We start from the raw sequence: 19,313 nt of genomic DNA on the forward strand, positions 1-19,313 counted from the left end.
ATGGGCACGGAAATCCGTGCCCCAAAAGAGAAATTAGAAACGGAAGGTTGCGGTTGCAACGACCTGACGTTCTGCGCCCCAGAAGCAGCCATAAGTGTTAAAGCAGCTGGCGACGTATTCACGATCGAACAGGTTGTTAACATGCAGCGCCACGTTGGAGCCCGCCATGCCGACTCGCGCCAGATCATAACGCACTAACGCATCCACGACCGTATAACTTCCCACTTTAAAGGAGTTAGCCGGATCACCATAGCTGGAGCCAGTATAACGACCACCGGTGCCCAGCGTCAGACCTGAAAGCGGACCGTCAAAGAAGGTATAGTCAGCCCACAGCGAAGCCATGTGTTTTGGCACCTGTGCCGGCGTATTGCCTTTATAGGTAGTATCGGTGGTGTATTCCGCATCGGTGTAAGTATAAGAACCGACTACGTTAACACTCGCCGACAGCGCCGCTTTCGCTTCGATTTCTACGCCACGTGCGCGGATCTCGCCACCTTCAACCGAGAAGAAGGAACCCTCAGGGTCCGCCATCAGGTTGTTGGTTTTAGTGAGATTATACACGGCACCAGTAACTACAATCGGACGATCTTCCGGTACATATTTCACGCCGACTTCATACTGCTTACCTTTAGACGGTGCGAAAATATTACCATCCTTCCCAACTTGCGAAGAAGGTTCAAACGATTCGCTATAGCTGAAGTAAGGTGTTACGCCATTATCAAACAGGTAGTTAACACCACCACGCCAGGTAAACTGTTTGTCATCACGTTTATCGGTCGTCCCGGCAACGCGGTTAAGAGATTCTTGATCTGCCCAGTCATAACGACCGCCCAGGGTGACCAGCACTTTATCCCACTGCGCCTGATCCTGAACATAAACGCCCGTTTGTTTCTGTTTATTCAGAATGCGGTAAGGGCCGGAGTTTGCCGGATCTTTGGCATTGAAGTCGAAATCGGTATTCACCGGATTGTACAGATTGAGCAGTGGCACAGAGTCGTCGTAACCAAACCAGGCGTTGATGTCATTACGCATACGCATAAAGTCGACACCGGTCAGCAGGGTGTGGTCGATATCGCCAGTGGCAAACTTGCTCTGCAACTGGGTATCAACAGAGAAGTTTTGCAGCTTCTCATCATCAACGACGTATTTACGTGCCAGATAATGGCCTTTATCCGCTGGCGCTAATGCCGCACACTGTTTGCTGTAAGCATTCGCCGGATCGGAGCAGACGCCGTAACCATAAACGCTGTTTTGCGAGGTTTTGTTTTCAGCAAAGCGCAGGTTCTGACGCACAGTAAAGGTGTCGTTAAATTCGTGATCGAAGCTGTAGCCCACCATCTTCTCATTACGTGAATAGGTGTTGTTCTTCGCCCCTTCATTAAAGTCTGTCGGCAGACGCTTACCGTTCGGCAGCGGCTCAACGGTTCCCTCTTTCGGCAACCAGCCGTAATAACCGGTTTCCGGCTCGTTCTGGAAGTAAGAAAGGAAGGTGAAATTGGTTTTATCATCCGGACGCCAAGTGAACGCCGGTGCAATAGCATAACGCTGCTCTTCTGACCCTTTCTGCTGGGCATTGGCAGAACGCGCAAGGCCGGTCAGGCGATAAGAGTAAACGCCGTCATCATCCAGTGCATCGCTAAAGTCAAAACCAGTCTGGAACAGGCTGTCAGTACCGGCTTTAAACTGAACTTCTTTCAGCGGTTCGGTGGTCGGACGCTTGCTGACCATATTCAACAGGCCGCCAGGACTGCTTTTACCGTAAAGCACGGAAACCGGGCCACGCATAATTTCAGCGCGTTCCAGCATATACGGATCAATGACCGCATCGTTATAGAAGTTGCCCTGCAACTTCAGGCCATTCAGATAGTTATTCTGGCTTTGGCCTTCTGCCGCAAAACCGCGAATGATCAGGTGGTCATAGGTGTTGGATGCGCCACGCGTACCAACAGAGACACCCGGCGTGTAGCTAAGCGCTTCTTTCACCGACTTAGGCTGATGCAGCGCCATCTCTTCAGCGGTCACAACAGAAATAGACTGTGGCACTTTTTGAATCGGCGTATCGGTTTTAGTGCCGGTAGCTGACTGTCGCGCCGCAATAGTTGCAGCAGGCCCCCATGCGCTTTCTTGCGGCGCAGGTGCAGCGGTAACGGTGATAGTGTCTTCTTTCGGTTCAACCGCTGCCTGTGCATAAACAGACATGCCGCTAACCGCTGTGGCTACTACAACTGCGATTTTACGCAGTGAGTGTTTTGGCTGAGCAGTTTTGGAACGCGCCATTGGTATATCTCTGATGTAAAGTGAATGATAACGTAAACGAGAATGATTATTATAAAGGTAAGATAATATTCGAAACGCTGGCGGGTTCGCAAGCGGTACGCAATCTGAGCGTTCCTGAAGGGTTAATAAACAACCAGATGAAAAGAAAGGGTTAATACTTTAGGTGGGATGTTATTTTACCGGATGGCAACTCGCCATCCGGTATGTCACGTTTAGACGTTAATTACTACCAAACATATCTTTAATCCAACCGGCTACACCGTCGCTGTCTTTCTGCTCTTGCTGAGCAGGTTGCTGTTGCGGCTGTTGCTGCGGCTGAGAAGACTGATCAAACGGATTGCCTGACGGCTGCTGCTGCATCTCACTCTGCTGGCACAGCGATTGCGGATCGCTGGTCCAGACCGGCAAGACACGCATGCCACCGCTGCAAACAAAGTTGCCGTCGTAGTCCACGCCCATATCTGCAATATCTTCTGGCGGAACAAGATTCAGCGGCGTTGGCGTCTGGTTAGCCAGATAACGCTGATAAATCGACATTGCCCCGCTGGCACCATACAGTTTGGTCGGCTGGTTGTTATCACGGCCGACCCAGGTGATGGTCACCGTGCTGCCGTCAATGCCCGCAAACCATGTATCTACGTTATTGTTGGTAGTCCCTGTTTTCCCTGCCAGATGCAGGTTCGGGTATTTCGCCCCAAGCTGACGACCCGTACCACGTTGTACCACCTGCTGCATGGTCCATAGTGTCAGATACGCCGCCTGTGCCGGAACAGCGCGTTCTGCCTGCGGGAAGCTCTGATACAGCACCTTACCATCTTCCGCGATTACCGAACGCAGCGCAGAAAGCGGTGCACGGTTACCACCGCTGGCGATGGTCTGGAATGCCTGCGCCACTTCGATTGGCGTTAAGTTCAACGCCCCCAGCAGCATTGCCGGAACCGGATGCAACTGATCTTTCGGTACGCCCAGTTTAATCCAGGTATCCGTAACCGTAGGCAGCCCCAGCGCCATCCCCAGATTTACCGTCGGCACGTTCATCGAACGGGTCAACGCATCCACCAGCATCACTCTGCCGCTTTCGCTATAACGACGGTCATCGTTCTGCGGTGACCAGACCTGGCCATTCGGCTGACGTAGCGCGATTGGCGCATCCGCAATCCACGTATTCAGACGATAGATTTTCGGCTGGCTTAAAGCCGTCAGATAAGTCGCTGGTTTTGCAAGGGAACCAATCGAACGCCGCGCCTGCATCGCACGGTTGTAGCCCGCAAACTGCGGCTCAGAACCTCCGACCATCGCACGAACTTCACCACTAAAGCGGTCGACGACCACAATCGCGGTTTCCAGATCGCTCAACTTACGCTGTTTCTTCAGTGCAGGAATGCCTTCCACGGCGGCTTTTTCTGCCGCGTCCTGGGCCACCGAGTCAAAGGTAGTGAAGATCTTCACGCCGGAGAGATCTTTTACCTTATCGCCTAATTTAGCCTGAAGCTCCTGACGCACCAGTTGCATAAAGGCTGGCTGAGGAGAGATCACCCCACCGCGCGGCTGAACACCCAGCGGACGCGCACTCAACATGTCATAGAGTTCTTGATCAATAATCTGTTGCTGTTGCAGCAGACGCAGTACCAGATTACGTCGCTCCAGCGCCAGTTTCGGGTTACGCCACGGGTTGTAGATGGACGCTCCTTTCACCATACCGACTAACAGCGCCTGCTGATCGAGGCTCAATTCTTCTACCGGGCGACCAAAGTAATACAAGCTCGCCAGCGGGAAGCCGCGGATTTCGTTGTCGCCGCTCTGACCGAGATACACCTCGTTCATATACAGCTCAAGAATACGGTCTTTGCTGTAACGCGCGTCCATGATCAGCGCCATGTAGGCTTCATTCGCTTTACGCCAATAAGAGCGCTCGCTGGAGAGGAACAGGTTTTTCACCAGCTGTTGCGTCAGCGTACTCGCCCCCTGCACCGTGCGTCCGGCTGTCAGGTTTGCCAGCACCGCACGTCCGATGGAGTAGAGACTGATCCCATCATGCTCGTAAAAATGACGGTCTTCTGTCGCCAGCAAAGTATCCACCAGCAAATCCGGGAAACCACTGCGCGGCACAAACAGACGTTGCTCACCGTTTGGTGAGGAGATCATGGTGATCAGGCGCGGATCAAGACGGAAGAAACCGAACTGACGGTTGTTCTCCATATTGACGATGGTCGCCAGATGATCGCCATCAAAGGTCAGACGCGCACGCACCTGCCCTTCTTTGCTGTCCGGGAAATCAAACGGACGGCGGATCATCTCAATGCTGTTAGCCTGCACAGTAAATTCGCCAGGACGGGTCATTTTCGACACCTGACGATACTGTGTTGCCTCCAGCAGCTTCACCATCTCGTTCTTGCTGATGGTCATGTCTGGCTCAAGGTTGACCATTCGACCATAAACTGCCGCAGGCAGTTGCCAGACCTTGCCATCAATACGGCTACGAATTTTTTGATCGAGATAAACGCCGTAAATGGCGATCAGCACGGCAAAAACGATAGCCAGTTTTAACAGCAGCCATAGCCAGCCGCGTTTGCCACGAGGCTTACGCCCTTTGCCTTTGCCCTTACCTTTGCGCGGCATCGGTTCTTCATCCTCATAGTCATCATAATCGTCGTAATCATCGTCATCTTCGTAACGACGACGGCTTACCTTTTGTTTGACCGGACGCGTCGGTTTCCCTTTGCGTCCAATTGGCTCGCGGTCATTCCCGGCCATGCTTTTTCTCCGCAATATTCAGGCGCAAAAGCCCGATTTTCTGTTCTTCTGTTACAAGACAGAAGAAGATATCTCTCAAAATTTGTGCTCGATCGGTCCCCTCTCCCACAGGGAGAGGGAGAAAACCAACCTTACGAATACTTTTTCGTCCGTCGCGTCGGTGCCGTGTTTGCCGGGTCGTCCGGCCAGACGTGTTTGGGATAACGCCCTTTCATCTCCTTTTGCACCTCACGATACGCCCCTTTCCAGAAGGCCCCCAAATCACGCGTGATTTGCAGCGGCCTTTGGGCAGGGGAAAGCAACTCCAGCACCAGCGGCACGCGCCCCTGGGCGATCGTCGGATTGGTGGCCTCACCAAACATCTCCTGCATTCTCACCGCCAGCGCGGGCGGGTTATCTTCATGATAACGAATGGCGATCCGGCTTCCCGTCGGCACAGTGTAATGCGCAGGCAATTCACTATCCAGACGTTGCTGCATTCCCCAATCAAGTAATCCGCGTAGTGCCTGATAAATGTCGAGTGATTTCAGGCCGCGTAGTGAATGTACACCGGCCATATGTGGCAGCAGCCACGTTTCCAGCGTCGCCAACAAACTTTCATCATCAACCGCTGGCCAGTCATATTCTGGCAACCACTTTCCGGCGCATAACAAACGCAAGCGTAGCTGTTCCGCTTCCGCCGTCCAGTTGAGCACGCTTAAACCTTTATCACGGATGCCGTTAAGCATCGCCTGATGCAACTCGTCTTCTGACGGTTTCGCCAACGGCTGCACTTTCACCGTCAACTGACCGATTTGCAGCCGACGCCAGGCTTTCAGCGTACCTTGCGCGTCATCCCATTCCACGGTGTCAGATTGCTGCACCAGCTGCGGACAGCGTTGTACTAATTCATCAATATCGACCGGTAACGCCAGTAAAATCCGCGCATCCGGCGAGGCGCTGCCCTGCAATAATAACGGCGCGATCAACCATTCGTGGCGACTTAGCGCGTCGTCGGCATCAAGCATCGCCCCCATGCCGTTTGCCAGTTGATAGCGTCCATCTTGCCCACGGCGGCGAGCAATGCGATCGGCAAACGCCCCGGCAAGTAGCGGCGCGATAAGCGAACTGTCTGCCTCACCGCCGCGTACGTTTAAGCGTTTTAACAGTTGCTGACTACGTTGCTGCCAGGCTGGTTGATTGCGCGAAAACGCCACGCCCAGGTCACTATTGCCCATCCGTGGCGGCTCTTCGAGAATGGCGGCAATTTTTGCCGCGGTAGCAGCTTCGTCGTCGCTCTTTGCGCTAACCAGCATTGCCGCTAAACGCGGATCGTTACCCAGCGCTGCCATTTTTTGCCCCTGCGCACTAAGCCGTTCACCGTCCAGCGCCCCCAGCATCTTTAACAGGCGTTTCGCGGCCAGTAAATTCACTGCTGGCGGTTGATCCAGCCAGCTCATCTGCGCCGGATCGCTGCATCCCCATTGCAGTAATTCCATCAGCAAACCGGAAAGATCGCTTTGTAATATTTCCGGTTCACTTTGCGCCGCGGCGCGTTCTGCTTGTTCCTTGGCGATTAAATGCAGGCAGATACCCGGCTCCAGACGCCCGGCGCGCCCGGCACGCTGCGTCATGGATGCCTGGCTAACGCGTTGAGTAATCAGTCGCGTAAGCCCCGTGCGCGGATCAAAACGCGCCACACGCTCCTGGGCACAATCCACCACCAGACGAATACCTTCGATGGTTAAACTGGTTTCAGCAATATTGGTCGCCAGCACCACTTTGCGCATCCCTTGCGGTGCCGGAAGGATCGCTTTTCGCTGATCGTTCAGCGACAACGCGCCATACAGTGGGCAGAGCAACACATCACTGCCGATGCGCGAAGCCAGTTGTTCCTGCACACGCTGAATTTCTCCGACGCCAGGTAAAAATAACAGTAATGATCCACTTTCCTGACGCAGCATTTCGGCGGTGGCAACCGCGACGGCTTCGTCAAAACGCTGATGCGCGGGCAGCGGTAAATAACGGTGTTCAACCGGAAACGAGCGCCCTTCTGAGATGACGACGGGCGCTTCTGGCAGCATTTGCTGCAAGCGGTCGTTGTCCAGCGTAGCCGACATAATCAGCAGTTTAAGGTCATCACGCAGACCTTGTTGCACATCGAGTAACAGCGCCAACGCCAAATCCGCCTGCAAGCTACGCTCATGAAATTCATCAAGGATCACCAATCCAACACCGCTCAACTCAGGGTCACGCTGGATCATCCGCGTCAGCACGCCTTCGGTAACTACTTCCAGGCGGGTATTCGGCCCGACGCAGTTTTGCGCACGCATCCGGTAGCCAACGGTATCGCCTGGCTTTTCGTTAAGCAGCTCCGCCAGCCGTTGCGCGACGTTACGCGCCGCCAGACGACGCGGCTCCAGGAGGATAATTTTCCCGTTAATGCCGGGATGCGCCAGCAGTTGCAGCGGCAGCCAGGTTGATTTCCCGGCCCCGGTCGGCGCACTTAATAATACCTGCGGCGCACAATCGAGAGCGGTAAGTAATTCAGGTAAGACGGCAGCAACGGGCAACGACGACACAAAACGCTCCAGAGGGTTAACATTCTTCGCGCCACATTGTAGCATCGCGGTAATTCATAACCGAGTGCCTCACATGTCTGACCCGCAACGTCTGTTCTTTGCTATCGACTTACCTGCAGAAATCCGCGAACAGATTATCCACTGGCGCGCCACACACTTCCCACTTGAGGCGGGACGTCCGGTCGCCGCCGATAATTTGCATCTGACTCTGGCATTTTTAGGCGAAGTGAGCGCAGAGAAAGAGAAGGCGCTTTCTCTTTTAGCCGGACGGATTCGTCAACCTGGTTTCACACTCACGCTTGATGACGCCGGCCAATGGCTGCGTTCGCGTGTGGTGTGGTTAGGGATGCGTCAGCCGCCACGCGGCTTAATCCAGCTGGCGAATATGCTCCGTTCACAGGCTGCCCGCAGCGGTTGTTTTCAAAGCAATCGTCCGTTTCATCCACATATTACCTTATTGCGCGACGCCAGCGAGGCGGTGACAATCCCGCCGCCAGGTTTTAACTGGTCATATGCGGTGACGGAGTTCACCCTTTACGCCTCCTCGTTTGCCCGTGGACGCACACGCTACACACCGCTAAAACGCTGGGCGCTAACGCAATAACAAGGATTGTCGCAATGGAATTTTCTCCCCCTCTACAGCGCGCGACGCTAATTCAGCGTTACAAACGTTTTTTAGCCGATGTGATCACACCCGATGGTCGCGAATTAACGCTACACTGCCCGAATACGGGTGCGATGACCGGTTGTGCAACGCCTGGCGATACCGTCTGGTATTCGACTTCAGACAACACCAAACGGAAATACCCACACACCTGGGAATTAACTCAAAGCCAGAGCGGCGCATTTATTTGCGTCAACACGCTTTGGGCTAACAGGTTGACGAAAGAGGCTATCCTTAATGAATCAATTTCAGAACTGTCAGGCTATAGCTCGCTGAAAAGCGAAGTAAAATACGGCGCAGAACGCAGCCGTATTGACTTTATGTTGCAGGCGGATTCGCGTCCAGACTGCTATATTGAAGTGAAATCGGTTACGTTAGCGGAGAACGAACAGGGATATTTTCCCGATGCGGTCACTGAACGAGGTCAGAAACACCTTCGGGAGTTGATGAGCGTAGCGGCTGAAGGCCAGCGTGCGGTTATCTTTTTCGCCGTGCTGCATTCAGCCATTACACGGTTTTCACCCGCGCGCCACATCGATGAGAAATACGCGCAACTATTGTCAGAAGCTCAACAGAGGGGGGTAGAAATTCTGGCTTACAAAGCGGAAATTTCTGCTGAAGGCATGGCTCTTAAAAAATCACTGCCGGTTACATTGTAGTAAAGTAAGTAACTGGTTAATTTACATTCTGGTCGCGTGCGCAAATACGCTTTTCCTCACACAGTTGTCAAGTGTTACGTTTAGATAATTGCTATCCGGAAAAGCATCTGCTATTTATAGCGGCCTCATTTTTCCCCCGAACATGGGGATCGATAGTGCGTGTTAAGGAGAAGCAACATGCAAGAAGGGCAAAACCGTAAAACATCGTCCCTGAGTATTCTCGCCATCGCTGGGGTGGAACCATATCAGGAGAAGCCGGGCGAAGAGTATATGAATGAAGCCCAGCTGGCGCACTTCCGTCGTATTCTGGAAGCATGGCGTAATCAACTCAGGGATGAAGTCGATCGCACCGTTACACATATGCAGGATGAAGCAGCCAACTTCCCGGACCCGGTAGACCGTGCAGCCCAGGAAGAAGAGTTCAGCCTCGAACTGCGTAACCGCGATCGCGAGCGTAAGCTGATCAAAAAGATCGAGAAGACGCTGAAAAAAGTGGAAGACGAAGATTTCGGCTACTGCGAATCCTGCGGTGTTGAAATTGGTATTCGCCGTCTGGAAGCGCGCCCGACAGCCGATCTGTGCATCGACTGCAAAACGCTGGCTGAAATTCGCGAAAAACAGATGGCTGGCTAATTACAGCCGTTCCATCACGTTTACCACAGGCGGGAAATGCTCCCGCCTTATTTTTTGTTCAAAGAGATGACAGACACACACTATATTGGCCGCTTCGCCCCCTCTCCTTCCGGCGAGCTTCATTTTGGTTCTCTGATTGCTGCGCTTGGCAGCTATTTGCAGGCTCGCGCCCGGCAAGGTCGCTGGCTGGTACGCATAGAAGATATCGACCCGCCTCGTGAAGTTCCCGGTGCCGCAGAAACTATCCTGCGCCAGCTGGAACATTACGGCCTGCACTGGGACGGCGATGTTCTCTGGCAATCGCAACGTCACCACGCCTATCGCGAAGCACTCGCCTGGTTACATGAGCAAGGACTAAGTTATTACTGCACCTGCACGCGTGCACGTATTCAAAGCATTGGCGGTATTTACGACGGTCATTGCCGGGAATTGCATCATGGACCAGGCAACGCCGCAGTGCGTATCCGCCAGCAGCATCCGGTCACCCAGTTTACTGACCTGCTGCGAGGCATTATTCACGCCGACGAAAAACTGGCACGGGAAGATTTTATTATTCATCGCCGTGATGGTTTGTTTGCCTATAACCTGGCGGTGGTGGTGGATGATCACTTCCAGGGCGTGAGCGAAATTGTCCGCGGGGCAGATTTGATCGAACCGACAGTGCGGCAAATCTCGCTGTACCAGCTTTTTGGCTGGAAAGTGCCAGATTACATTCATCTGCCGCTGGCGCTTAATCCACAAGGCGCTAAACTTTCCAAGCAGAATCATGCGCCTGCGTTGCCGAAAGGCGATCCACGTCCGGTACTAATCGCGGCACTTCAATTTCTGGGTCAGCAGGTAGAAGCACACTGGCAGGATTTCAGCGTCGAACAAATCCTTCAGTCAGCCGTCAAAAACTGGCGGCTTACCGCAGTGCCTGAGTCGGCAATTGTAAATTCAACATTCTCAAATGCGTCATGCTGAGCTATGATTAGCCGCTATTTTTTTGTCCTGAATGATGTTTGACACTACCGAGGTGTACTATTTTTACCCGAGTCGCTAATTTTTGCCGCAAGGTGCTAAGCCGCGAGGAAAGCGAGGCTGAACAGGCAGTCGCCCGTCCACAGGTGACGGTGATCCCGCGTGAGCAGCATGCTATTTCCCGCAAAGATATCAGTGAAAATGCCCTGAAGGTAATGTACAGGCTCAATAAAGCGGGATACGAAGCCTGGCTGGTTGGCGGCGGCGTGCGCGACCTGTTACTCGGCAAAAAGCCGAAAGATTTTGACGTAACCACTAACGCCACGCCTGAGCAGGTGCGCAAACTGTTCCGTAACTGCCGCCTGGTAGGTCGCCGTTTCCGTCTGGCTCATGTGATGTTTGGCCCGGAGATTATCGAAGTTGCAACCTTCCGTGGACACCACGAAGGTAACGTCAGCGACCGCACGACCTCCCAACGCGGGCAAAACGGCATGTTGCTGCGCGACAACATTTTCGGCTCCATCGAAGAAGACGCCCAGCGCCGCGATTTCACTATCAACAGCCTGTATTACAGCGTAGCGGATTTTACCGTCCGTGATTACGTTGGCGGTATGAAGGATCTGAAGGACGGCGTTATCCGTCTGATTGGTAACCCGGAAACGCGCTACCGTGAAGATCCGGTACGTATGCTGCGCGCGGTACGTTTTGCCGCCAAATTGGGTATGCGCATCAGCCCGGAAACCGCAGAACCGATCCCTCGCCTCGCTACCCTGCTGAACGATATCCCACCGGCACGCCTGTTTGAAGAATCGCTTAAACTGCTACAAGCGGGCTACGGTTACGAAACCTATAAGCTGTTGTGTGAATATCATCTGTTCCAGCCGCTGTTCCCGACCATTACCCGCTACTTCACGGAAAATGGCGACAGCCCGATGGAGCGGATCATTGAACAGGTGCTGAAGAATACCGATACGCGTATCCATAACGATATGCGCGTGAACCCGGCGTTCCTGTTTGCCGCCATGTTCTGGTACCCACTGCTGGAGACGGCACAGAAGATCGCCCAGGAAAGCGGCCTGACCTATCACGACGCTTTCGCGCTGGCGATGAACGACGTGCTGGACGAAGCCTGCCGTTCACTGGCAATCCCGAAACGTCTGACGACGTTAACCCGCGATATCTGGCAGTTGCAGTTGCGTATGTCCCGACGTCAGGGTAAACGCGCATGGAAACTGCTGGAGCATCCTAAGTTCCGTGCGGCTTATGACCTGTTGGCCTTGCGAGCTGAAGTTGAACGTAACGCTGAACTGCAGCGTCTGGTGAAATGGTGGGGTGAGTTCCAGGTTTCCGCGCCACCAGACCAAAAAGGGATGCTCAACGAGCTGGATGAAGAACCGTCACCGCGTCGTCGTACTCGTCGTCCACGCAAACGCGCACCACGTCGTGAGGGTACCGCATGACAGTGGCGTATATTGCCATAGGCAGCAATCTGGCCTCTCCGCTGGAGCAGGTCAATGCTGCCCTGAAAGCATTAGGCGATATCCCTGAAAGCCACATTCTTGCCGTTTCTTCGTTTTACCGCACTCCACCGCTGGGGCCGCAAGATCAACCCGATTACTTAAACGCAGCCGTGGCGCTGGAAACCTCTCTTGCACCTGAAGAGCTACTCAATCACACACAGCGTATTGAATTGCAGCAAGGTCGCGTCCGTAAAGCTGAACGCTGGGGACCGCGCACGCTGGATCTCGACATCATGCTGTTTGGTAATGAAGTGATAAATACTGAACGACTGACCGTTCCGCACTACGATATGAAAAATCGTGGATTTATGCTGTGGCCGCTGTTTGAAATCGCGCCGGAGTTGGTGTTTCCTGATGGGGAGACGTTGCGTGAAATTTTACATGCAAGAAAATTTAGTAAATTAAACCAGTGGTAATTTATTAATTTCGTGAATATAAATAATTTCCGAAAATCACATCATTCCAATTCCCAAACCAATCCTATTAGAGTAGACACTAGCTACATCAATTAATATTTAAATGCATCCTACCCATCTCCTTACACGAAACATCTCCATTTTGAAATTTAAATTTACTTAACCCTAATTTAAGTAAATTTAAATTGCTCAAGTAACTTTAAAATGCACAATATGCGTCCTAATGAGGAATGATTGTAAATATAGGTAACAAACAATCATTTCTCATTAATGTTTGAATATATCTTTATATATTTGAGCCATGAATAGTCATACTTCAAATTAATGAACTACCTTATGGAATATTATTCAAGGATTATTATGTCGAAAAAATTAGGTTTTGCGCTGTCCGGCTTGATGTTAGCAATGGTTGCTGGTAATGCTTCTGCAGCACTGGACGGTGGCCAATTAAATATCAGCGGTCTGGTAGTTGATAACACCTGTGAAACCCGTGTTGATGGTGGCAACAAAGATGGCCTGGTGCTGCTGCAAACTGCAACTGTTAGTGAAATCACTGCAGGCGTACTGAATGACACCGTAGGTGCTAAAGCTAAACCTTTCAGCATCACCGTTGACTGCAGCAATGCGAACCCGAATCCTGGTAGCACTGCTAAAATGACCTTCGGTTCCGTGTTCTTTGGCAACAGCAAAGGGACTCTGAACAACGATATGTCTATTAACACGCCTTCTGATGGTGTAAATATTGCCCTGCACAATATTGATGGTTCTACTATCAAACAGGTTCAAATTAATAACCCAGGTGATATTTACATAAAAACACTGGACGCAACGACTAAATCTGCAACCTATGATTTTAAAGCATCCTATGTCCGTGCTGAAGCAAGCCAGGCACCAACGGCTGGTTATGTTAAAACCAATACTGCATATACCATTACTTACCAGTAATCATTCGTTAGATTCATAAAACGAATATATATGGGAGATAACATTCAACTTACTTAGTAGTGGAATGTTACTCCCTGTTTTAATTAACTCTGTCAGGAATGGTTTATGTTTTTAAACGCTAACATACTGCAGTATTATGTTTCGCCGCTTGTATGAGTTTGAGTACATCGGCAATAGCAGATATCGTAATTTCAGGAACTCGCGTAATTTATAAAAGCGATCAAAAAAGCGTGAACGTTCGTCTGGAAAATAAAGGGAATAACCCGTTACTTGTTCAGAGCTGGCTGGATACTGGCGACGACAGTGCTGAACCGGGGAGCATTAAAGTTCCATTTACCGCCACCCCACCGGTTTCACGTATTGATGCCAAACGTGGTCAAACCATTAAATTGATGTACACGGCTTCTTCGCCTCTGCCAAAAGACAGAGAAAGTGTTTTCTGGTTTAACGTACTTGAAGTTCCACCCAAGCCTGACGCCGATAAAGTCGCTAATCAGAGCCTTCTGCAATTAGCTTTCCGTACGCGTATCAAACTGTTTTATCGCCCGGAAGGTTTAAACGGACTGCCAACTGATGCACCAGCTGCACTGAAATGGTCATGGACAACCTCTGCTGGCAAAACTGCATTGCGCGTCGCAAATCCGACGCCGTATCACGTGTCATTCAGTAGTGGTGATTTAGTCGCCAATGGCAAAACCTACCCACTGGACGTCAAAATGGTGGCCCCGCTGAGTGAAGAAACCTTCTACATAAAAGGCATGAGTGGTAAAGCAAGTTCGGCAAAAGTGCATTTCTTCGCCATAAATGACTTTGGTGGCGCAATTGAAGGCAATGCCAGCCTGTAACTAAATCAGGAATAAACGCAGCAGGAAGCACAACGTGTCCAGAAAAATCATAAAAACGCATAATAACAAACTTACTTATATAGCCTCGTTTTGCGCATTGCTGTTAAGCCCCTGTGCCATAAGCGCTGAACACGTTGAATATGATAATACCTTTTTGATGGGGCAAGATGCTTCTAACATCGACCTTAGTCGGTATACCGAAGGTAACCCTACCTTGCCCGGCGTGTATGACGTCAGTGTTTATGTCAACGATCAACCAGTTATCAGCCAAAGCATCTCCTTTATTGCCCTCGAAGGTAAGAAAAATGCGCAGGCTTGTATCACGCTGAAGAATTTATTGCAATTTCACATTAATCAGCCTGATATAAAAGACGAGAATGCCATCCTTCTTCAACGAGAAGAAGAGCTAGGGGACTGTCTCGATCTGGGGAATGTTATTCCTCAAGCTTCCGTTCATTACGACGTTAATGATCAACGACTGGACATCAACGTTCCTCAAGCCTGGGTAATGAAGAATTACCAAAACTATGTTGATCCATCATTGTGGGAAAACGGTATTAACGCTGCAATGCTGTCCTACAATGTCAACGCATATCACAGCGAAATACCAGACAGAAAAAACGACAGTGTTTATGCGGCATTTAACGGCGGTATAAATCTGGGCGCATGGCGGCTTCGTGCCACTGGTAACTACAACTGGATGACCGATGCAGGCAGTAATTACGATTTTCAAAATCGCTATTTGCAGCGCGACCTGGCCTTTTTGCGTTCACAATTAGTTGTGGGTGAGTCATACACAACAGGGGAAACCTTTGATTCTGTCAGTATTCGCGGTGTTCGTTTATACAGCGACAGCCGAATGCTACCTCCTGCGTTAGCCAGTTTTGCGCCAATTATTCATGGTGTTGCTAATACCAACGCAAAAGTCACCATTACCCAAGGCGGATATAAAATTTATGAGACTACCGTGCCGCCAGGCGCATTTGTCATTGATGATGTAAGCCCATCAGGCTATGGCAGCGATCTCATTATCACAATCGAAGAATCTGATGGCACAAAACGGACTTTTTCCCAGCCATTTTCTTCGGTAGTTCAGATGCAACGCCCTGGAGTTGGAAGATGGGACATCAGTGCAGGTCAGGTATTAAAAGACGATATTCAAAATGAACCAAATTTGTTCCAGGCCAGCTACTACTATGGTCTGAACAACTATCTTACAGGTTATACCGGTATTCAAATTACCGATAATAACTATACTGCCGGGCTGTTGGGCCTTGGCCTGAATACCGCGTACGGTGCGTTTTCAGTCGATGTAACCCACTCGGATGTGCAAATTCCGGACGATAAAACCTACCGCGGACAAAGCTATCGCATTTCCTGGAATAAGTTATTTGAAGATACCAGAACCTCGCTCAATATCGCCGCTTACCGTTATTCAACCCAGAATTATCTGGGGCTTAACGATGCCCTGACATTGATTGATGAAGTAAAACATCCGGAACAGGACCTGGAACCTAAAAATATGCGTAACTATTCACGCATGAAAAATCAGGTTACGGTTAGTATTAACCAACCCCTCAAGTTTGAAAAGAAAGACTATGGCTCATTCTATCTTGCCGGAAGTTGGTCTGACTACTGGGCGGACGGACAAAATAATACTAACTACTCCATTGGTTATAGTAACAGCGCATCGTGGGGAAGCTACAGCATTAGTGCCCAACGGTCCTGGAGCCAGGACGGCGGTAATGAAGACAGCATCTATCTAAGCTTTAGCATTCCTATCGAAAAGTTACTGGGTTCAGAACATCGCGACTCTGGTTTTCAGAGCATTGATACTCAGTTAAATAGTGATTTCAACGGTAGCAATCAACTCAGTATCAGCAGTAGTGGTTATAGCACCGAAAACCATATCAGTTATAGCGTCAATACAGGCTATTCGATGATGAAATCCAGTGATGATTTGAGCTATATCGGTGGATATGCGAGCTATGAATCTCCCTGGGGAACACTTGCCAGTTCAGTTTCCGCAAGTAGTGATAATAGCCGTCAAATCTCATTTAATACCGACGGCGGATTTGTTTTACATAGCGGCGGCCTTACCTTCAGTAATGACAGCTTCAGCGACTCAGACACTCTGGCCGTTGTACAAGCGCCAGGAGCTAAAGGGGCGCGTATTAACTATGGTAATAGCACGGTAGACCGTTGGGGATATGGCGTTACTAACGCGCTCTCTCCATACCATGAAAACCGAATTGCACTCGATATTAACGGTCTGGAAAATGACGTTGAATTGAAAAGTACCAGTGCTATTGCTGTACCGCGCCAGGGGTCTGTTGTCTTTGCTGGTTTTGAAACCGTTCAGGGACAATCAGCGATTATGAACATCAAGCGGACTGACGGTAAAAACATTCCGTTTGCCGCAGATATTTATGACGAGAACGGAAATATTATTGGTAATGTAGGGCAAGGTGGTCAGGCATTTGTTCGTGGTATTGAACAACAAGGTAATATACATATCAACTGGCTTGACGGGGGCAAACCAGTAACTTGTCTTGCTCATTATCAACAGACTGATGCACCAGAAAAAATAGTACAAACTATTGTTTTTAATGGAATTGTTTGTCAAATTCAGTAACAACAGGGAATTTCATATAATGAGAATGACACTACATAAATTGGTAATACTTCCGGGATTATTTTTATCATCCTCTGTACTTGCAACAGACATTAATGTTGATTTTACGGCAACCGTAAAAGCTTCAACATGTAATATTACGCTAACAGGTAACAATGTCACCAGTGACGGAAATGACACCTACACATTAACATTCCCTGGTACTATTGGTCTGGACAAAATTGCAAATAAAACTGCTCAAGCGCAGGCTAACTTTAATTTAATTGCCAGCGGTTGTAGTACAGGCGTCAGTAAAATCACCACCAAGCTCAGTGGAAGTGCTTCGGGAAGTTCACCCGCATTAATCATTCCGTCAACTTCCGATCCTACATCAACCACCGATTATATTGGTATGGGTATAAAAAGAATTGATACTGATGATTCGACATTTTTAACCCCGAATAGTGCACAAAGTATCATTTGGAGTCCAGCGGAAATTAGTAGCACTGAAGGTCTTAAACTCACCGTTGCACTGCGCGAAACCAGTGCTGGCAGGGGCGTTCCTGGCGATTTCCGCGCCCAGGCAACATTCAATTTCATTTATGAATAACAGGGATGATAATAATGAAATCTAAAACATTACGTTATGGACTGCCTGCTGGTATTATTTTGACGGCATCCCTATTCACCAGCCAATTGTTTGCAGCGACAGATAACGTTAAGCTGAATGTTAAAGCAACCGTAGAGATGGGAACCTGTACCGCCAGCCTGGTGGATGACAATGATCAGCCTTTAACTGTTGTTGCATTTGGTGACGCTTATATTCCTGAAATTGATGCCAAAACAAAAATTAAAACTTTTAAGTTACAGTTTAAGGACTGTGCAGGCGTTCCTAATAAAAAGGCCCTTGTCAAATTAACTAAACGCGCAACGTGTGAAGGAACGGCCAACGATGGGCCTGGGTTTGCAAACGGCTCCGCCGCTGCTGATAAAGCAAGCGCTGTGGCGGTTGAAGTATGGAGTACCACCACACCCGCTACAGGCAGTGCGACTCAATTTAGCTGCGTAACACCGGTCGCTCAGGAAGTGAATATCTCCACTGCAACAGGTAATACGTCGGTATATCATCCTATGAGTGCACGCCTGGTGGTAGAGAAAAATAAAAGCAGTACCGACATCACTGCCGGTCCGTTTTCGGCACCTGCGACATTTTCTATCACCTATAACTAACAGGCCATTAAAGGCAGGGACCGATTATGCTTTCCTCTCAACTAAAAATTAAGATAAAAACAAGTCTGTTCCTGGCATTATTGTTTGCCACATCCAGCCCTGTATATGCAGGACTGGATGTGGATATGGTTGCCAATATCAAGAACAGTACATGTAAAAGTGGCCTCAGCAATCTTGGTAATATCGATCTTGGTGTGGTAGGTGTGGAGTATTTTTCCGGTAATGTCACGGCTGAAGACAATTATCCCGGCGGGAGAGAGTTCACTGTCACTGTGACTGACTGCGCCATCCAGGGTTCTGGAAATGTGTTAAATCAGTTACATATTAACTTTAAACCGCTCAATGGCGTGATGGCGACTGGTTCTCAGCAAATTTTTGCAAATGAAAATGTCGCCGGTGCTCAAAACATAGGTGTAGTCATATTTTCCACTCAGGACCCGGCTAATGTATTTAACGTTCTTAATCCAGCGGGCAGTTCTCGTTCAATTTATCCGGTGATGACTGCTGATCTAAACAATTCATCCTGGAAATTCTATACACGGATGCAAAAAATCAACCCTGTATTAAATGTCATGTCCGGCCAAATCATAAGCCATGTATTAATTGATATTTACTACGAGTGACATACCAAAAACAAATTACTGCTACTATTACAGCAGTGGATGGTGGAGTGATAATGAAGACATTCTTCAGACATTTTCTTTTTTTAATTCTGTGCTTGAGTTGTCATACCGCGAGTGCTGGCACTGATGATTTCGTAGGATATATTGTTGGGAATAGCTACGGCGTTGGTCCGTCAGATCAAAAATGGAGAGAAACAGGGCCAAATGGCGATGCCACCGTCGTATTCAGGTATGCAACAAGTACAAATAATTTAGTTTTTTACAAACCGACACAGCTTGGACCTACAGGCGTAAAATTACAATGGAGTCAGTTAGATACCGCTTCTGGTGGTGGTTTTCTTTATTGCAACAGAAGTGATACCACAAGTGGTGGCGCAATGCGTATTGAAAATGCAATGGTTAACTCAGGTAAAATGTATGGTTCCCATAAATTATTTAATACATCAGTTCCTGGTTTGTATTACACATTATTAATTTCAAACATGTGGTCAGCTTACGGTACCGTAACTAACGTTAGCTCACCTGGAATATATATTGGTGGATTTGCCCCTATATTTCCAGACATCTGTTATCACTTAACCCATTACAAGCCCGCTGCCGCAGATATTCCCG

The 19,313-nt window shown here is 49.6% G+C and carries 15 protein-coding genes and 1 pseudogene; 13 read left to right on the forward strand and 3 right to left on the reverse strand.

Annotated elements, in window-relative coordinates; genetic code table 11:
- Positions 1–33: 33 nt before the first annotated feature.
- The 3 genes from fhuA to hrpB form a co-directional block, all read right to left on the reverse strand.
- The gene (fhuA, locus tag OQV04_RS10350) at positions 34–2,277 is read right to left on the reverse strand and encodes a ferrichrome porin FhuA (RefSeq protein ID WP_000124421.1); all 2,244 of its coding nucleotides are present in this window, start codon (positions 2,275–2,277) and stop codon (positions 34–36) included.
- Between the two features lie 219 nt (positions 2,278–2,496).
- Positions 2,497–5,031 carry a bifunctional glycosyl transferase/transpeptidase gene (gene mrcB / locus OQV04_RS10355; protein WP_032280275.1) on the reverse strand — a complete coding sequence of 845 codons (2,535 nt, stop codon included), beginning with the start codon at positions 5,029–5,031 and terminating at the stop codon, positions 2,497–2,499.
- Between the two features lie 131 nt (positions 5,032–5,162).
- Positions 5,163–7,592: an ATP-dependent helicase HrpB gene (hrpB, locus tag OQV04_RS10360; protein ID WP_032280274.1), complete on the reverse strand. Its 2,430-nt coding sequence runs from the start codon at positions 7,590–7,592 to the stop codon at positions 5,163–5,165.
- Between the two features lie 73 nt (positions 7,593–7,665).
- Between hrpB and thpR the strand changes: the two genes are divergently transcribed.
- From thpR to OQV04_RS10425, 13 genes and pseudogenes are all read left to right on the forward strand, one after another.
- Positions 7,666–8,196 carry an RNA 2',3'-cyclic phosphodiesterase gene (gene thpR / locus OQV04_RS10365; RefSeq protein ID WP_001283249.1) on the forward strand — a complete coding sequence of 177 codons (531 nt, stop codon included), beginning with the start codon at positions 7,666–7,668 and terminating at the stop codon, positions 8,194–8,196.
- 14 nt (positions 8,197–8,210) lie between these two features.
- Entirely contained in the window at positions 8,211–8,915 is a 705-nt protein-coding gene (sfsA, locus tag OQV04_RS10370) for a DNA/RNA nuclease SfsA (protein WP_000396036.1), read from the forward strand.
- 177 nt (positions 8,916–9,092) lie between these two features.
- The gene (gene dksA / locus OQV04_RS10375) at positions 9,093–9,548 is read left to right on the forward strand and encodes an RNA polymerase-binding protein DksA (protein WP_001155227.1); all 456 of its coding nucleotides are present in this window, start codon (positions 9,093–9,095) and stop codon (positions 9,546–9,548) included.
- Positions 9,549–9,614: 66 nt separating this feature from the next.
- The gene (gene gluQRS / locus OQV04_RS10380; RefSeq protein WP_032213433.1) at positions 9,615–10,511 is read left to right on the forward strand and encodes a tRNA glutamyl-Q(34) synthetase GluQRS; all 897 of its coding nucleotides are present in this window, start codon (positions 9,615–9,617) and stop codon (positions 10,509–10,511) included.
- A 59-nt stretch (positions 10,512–10,570) separates the two neighbouring features.
- Positions 10,571–11,968, forward strand: coding sequence for a polynucleotide adenylyltransferase PcnB (pcnB, locus tag OQV04_RS10385; protein WP_010723084.1), 1,398 nt, complete (start codon positions 10,571–10,573; stop codon positions 11,966–11,968).
- Positions 11,965–12,444 (forward strand): 2-amino-4-hydroxy-6-hydroxymethyldihydropteridine diphosphokinase, encoded by a 480-nt coding sequence (gene folK, locus OQV04_RS10390; RefSeq protein WP_000215128.1) that lies wholly within the window; start codon positions 11,965–11,967, stop codon positions 12,442–12,444. Before pcnB ends, folK begins: the two co-directional genes overlap by 4 nt.
- A gap of 360 nt (positions 12,445–12,804) precedes the next feature.
- On the forward strand, positions 12,805–13,389 hold the full coding sequence (locus tag OQV04_RS10395) for a fimbrial protein (protein WP_032280273.1): 585 nt from the start codon (positions 12,805–12,807) through the stop codon (positions 13,387–13,389).
- Positions 13,390–13,541: 152 nt separating this feature from the next.
- On the forward strand, positions 13,542–14,234 hold the full coding sequence (locus OQV04_RS10400) for a fimbrial chaperone (RefSeq protein ID WP_032280272.1): 693 nt from the start codon (positions 13,542–13,544) through the stop codon (positions 14,232–14,234).
- 46 nt (positions 14,235–14,280) lie between these two features.
- Positions 14,281–16,869, forward strand: coding sequence for an outer membrane usher protein (locus OQV04_RS10405; RefSeq protein WP_404855054.1), 2,589 nt, complete (start codon positions 14,281–14,283; stop codon positions 16,867–16,869).
- Between the two features lie 19 nt (positions 16,870–16,888).
- Positions 16,889–17,458 carry a fimbrial protein gene (locus OQV04_RS10410; protein WP_077757336.1) on the forward strand — a complete coding sequence of 190 codons (570 nt, stop codon included), beginning with the start codon at positions 16,889–16,891 and terminating at the stop codon, positions 17,456–17,458.
- A 14-nt stretch (positions 17,459–17,472) separates the two neighbouring features.
- Complete coding sequence (gene yadL / locus OQV04_RS10415; protein WP_032280270.1) at positions 17,473–18,078, forward strand: fimbrial-like protein YadL; 606 nt, start codon at positions 17,473–17,475, stop codon at positions 18,076–18,078.
- Between the two features lie 26 nt (positions 18,079–18,104).
- Positions 18,105–18,701: a fimbrial-like protein gene (locus tag OQV04_RS10420; protein ID WP_096959413.1), complete on the forward strand. Its 597-nt coding sequence runs from the start codon at positions 18,105–18,107 to the stop codon at positions 18,699–18,701.
- Positions 18,702–18,754: 53 nt separating this feature from the next.
- A pseudogene (locus tag OQV04_RS10425) lies at positions 18,755–19,249 on the forward strand (fimbrial-like adhesin); the annotation flags it as partial.
- Positions 19,250–19,313 lie beyond the last annotated feature (64 nt).

This window comes from Escherichia sp. Lx600-2, assembly GCF_036662595.1.
GTDB lineage: Bacteria > Pseudomonadota > Gammaproteobacteria > Enterobacterales > Enterobacteriaceae > Escherichia > Escherichia coli.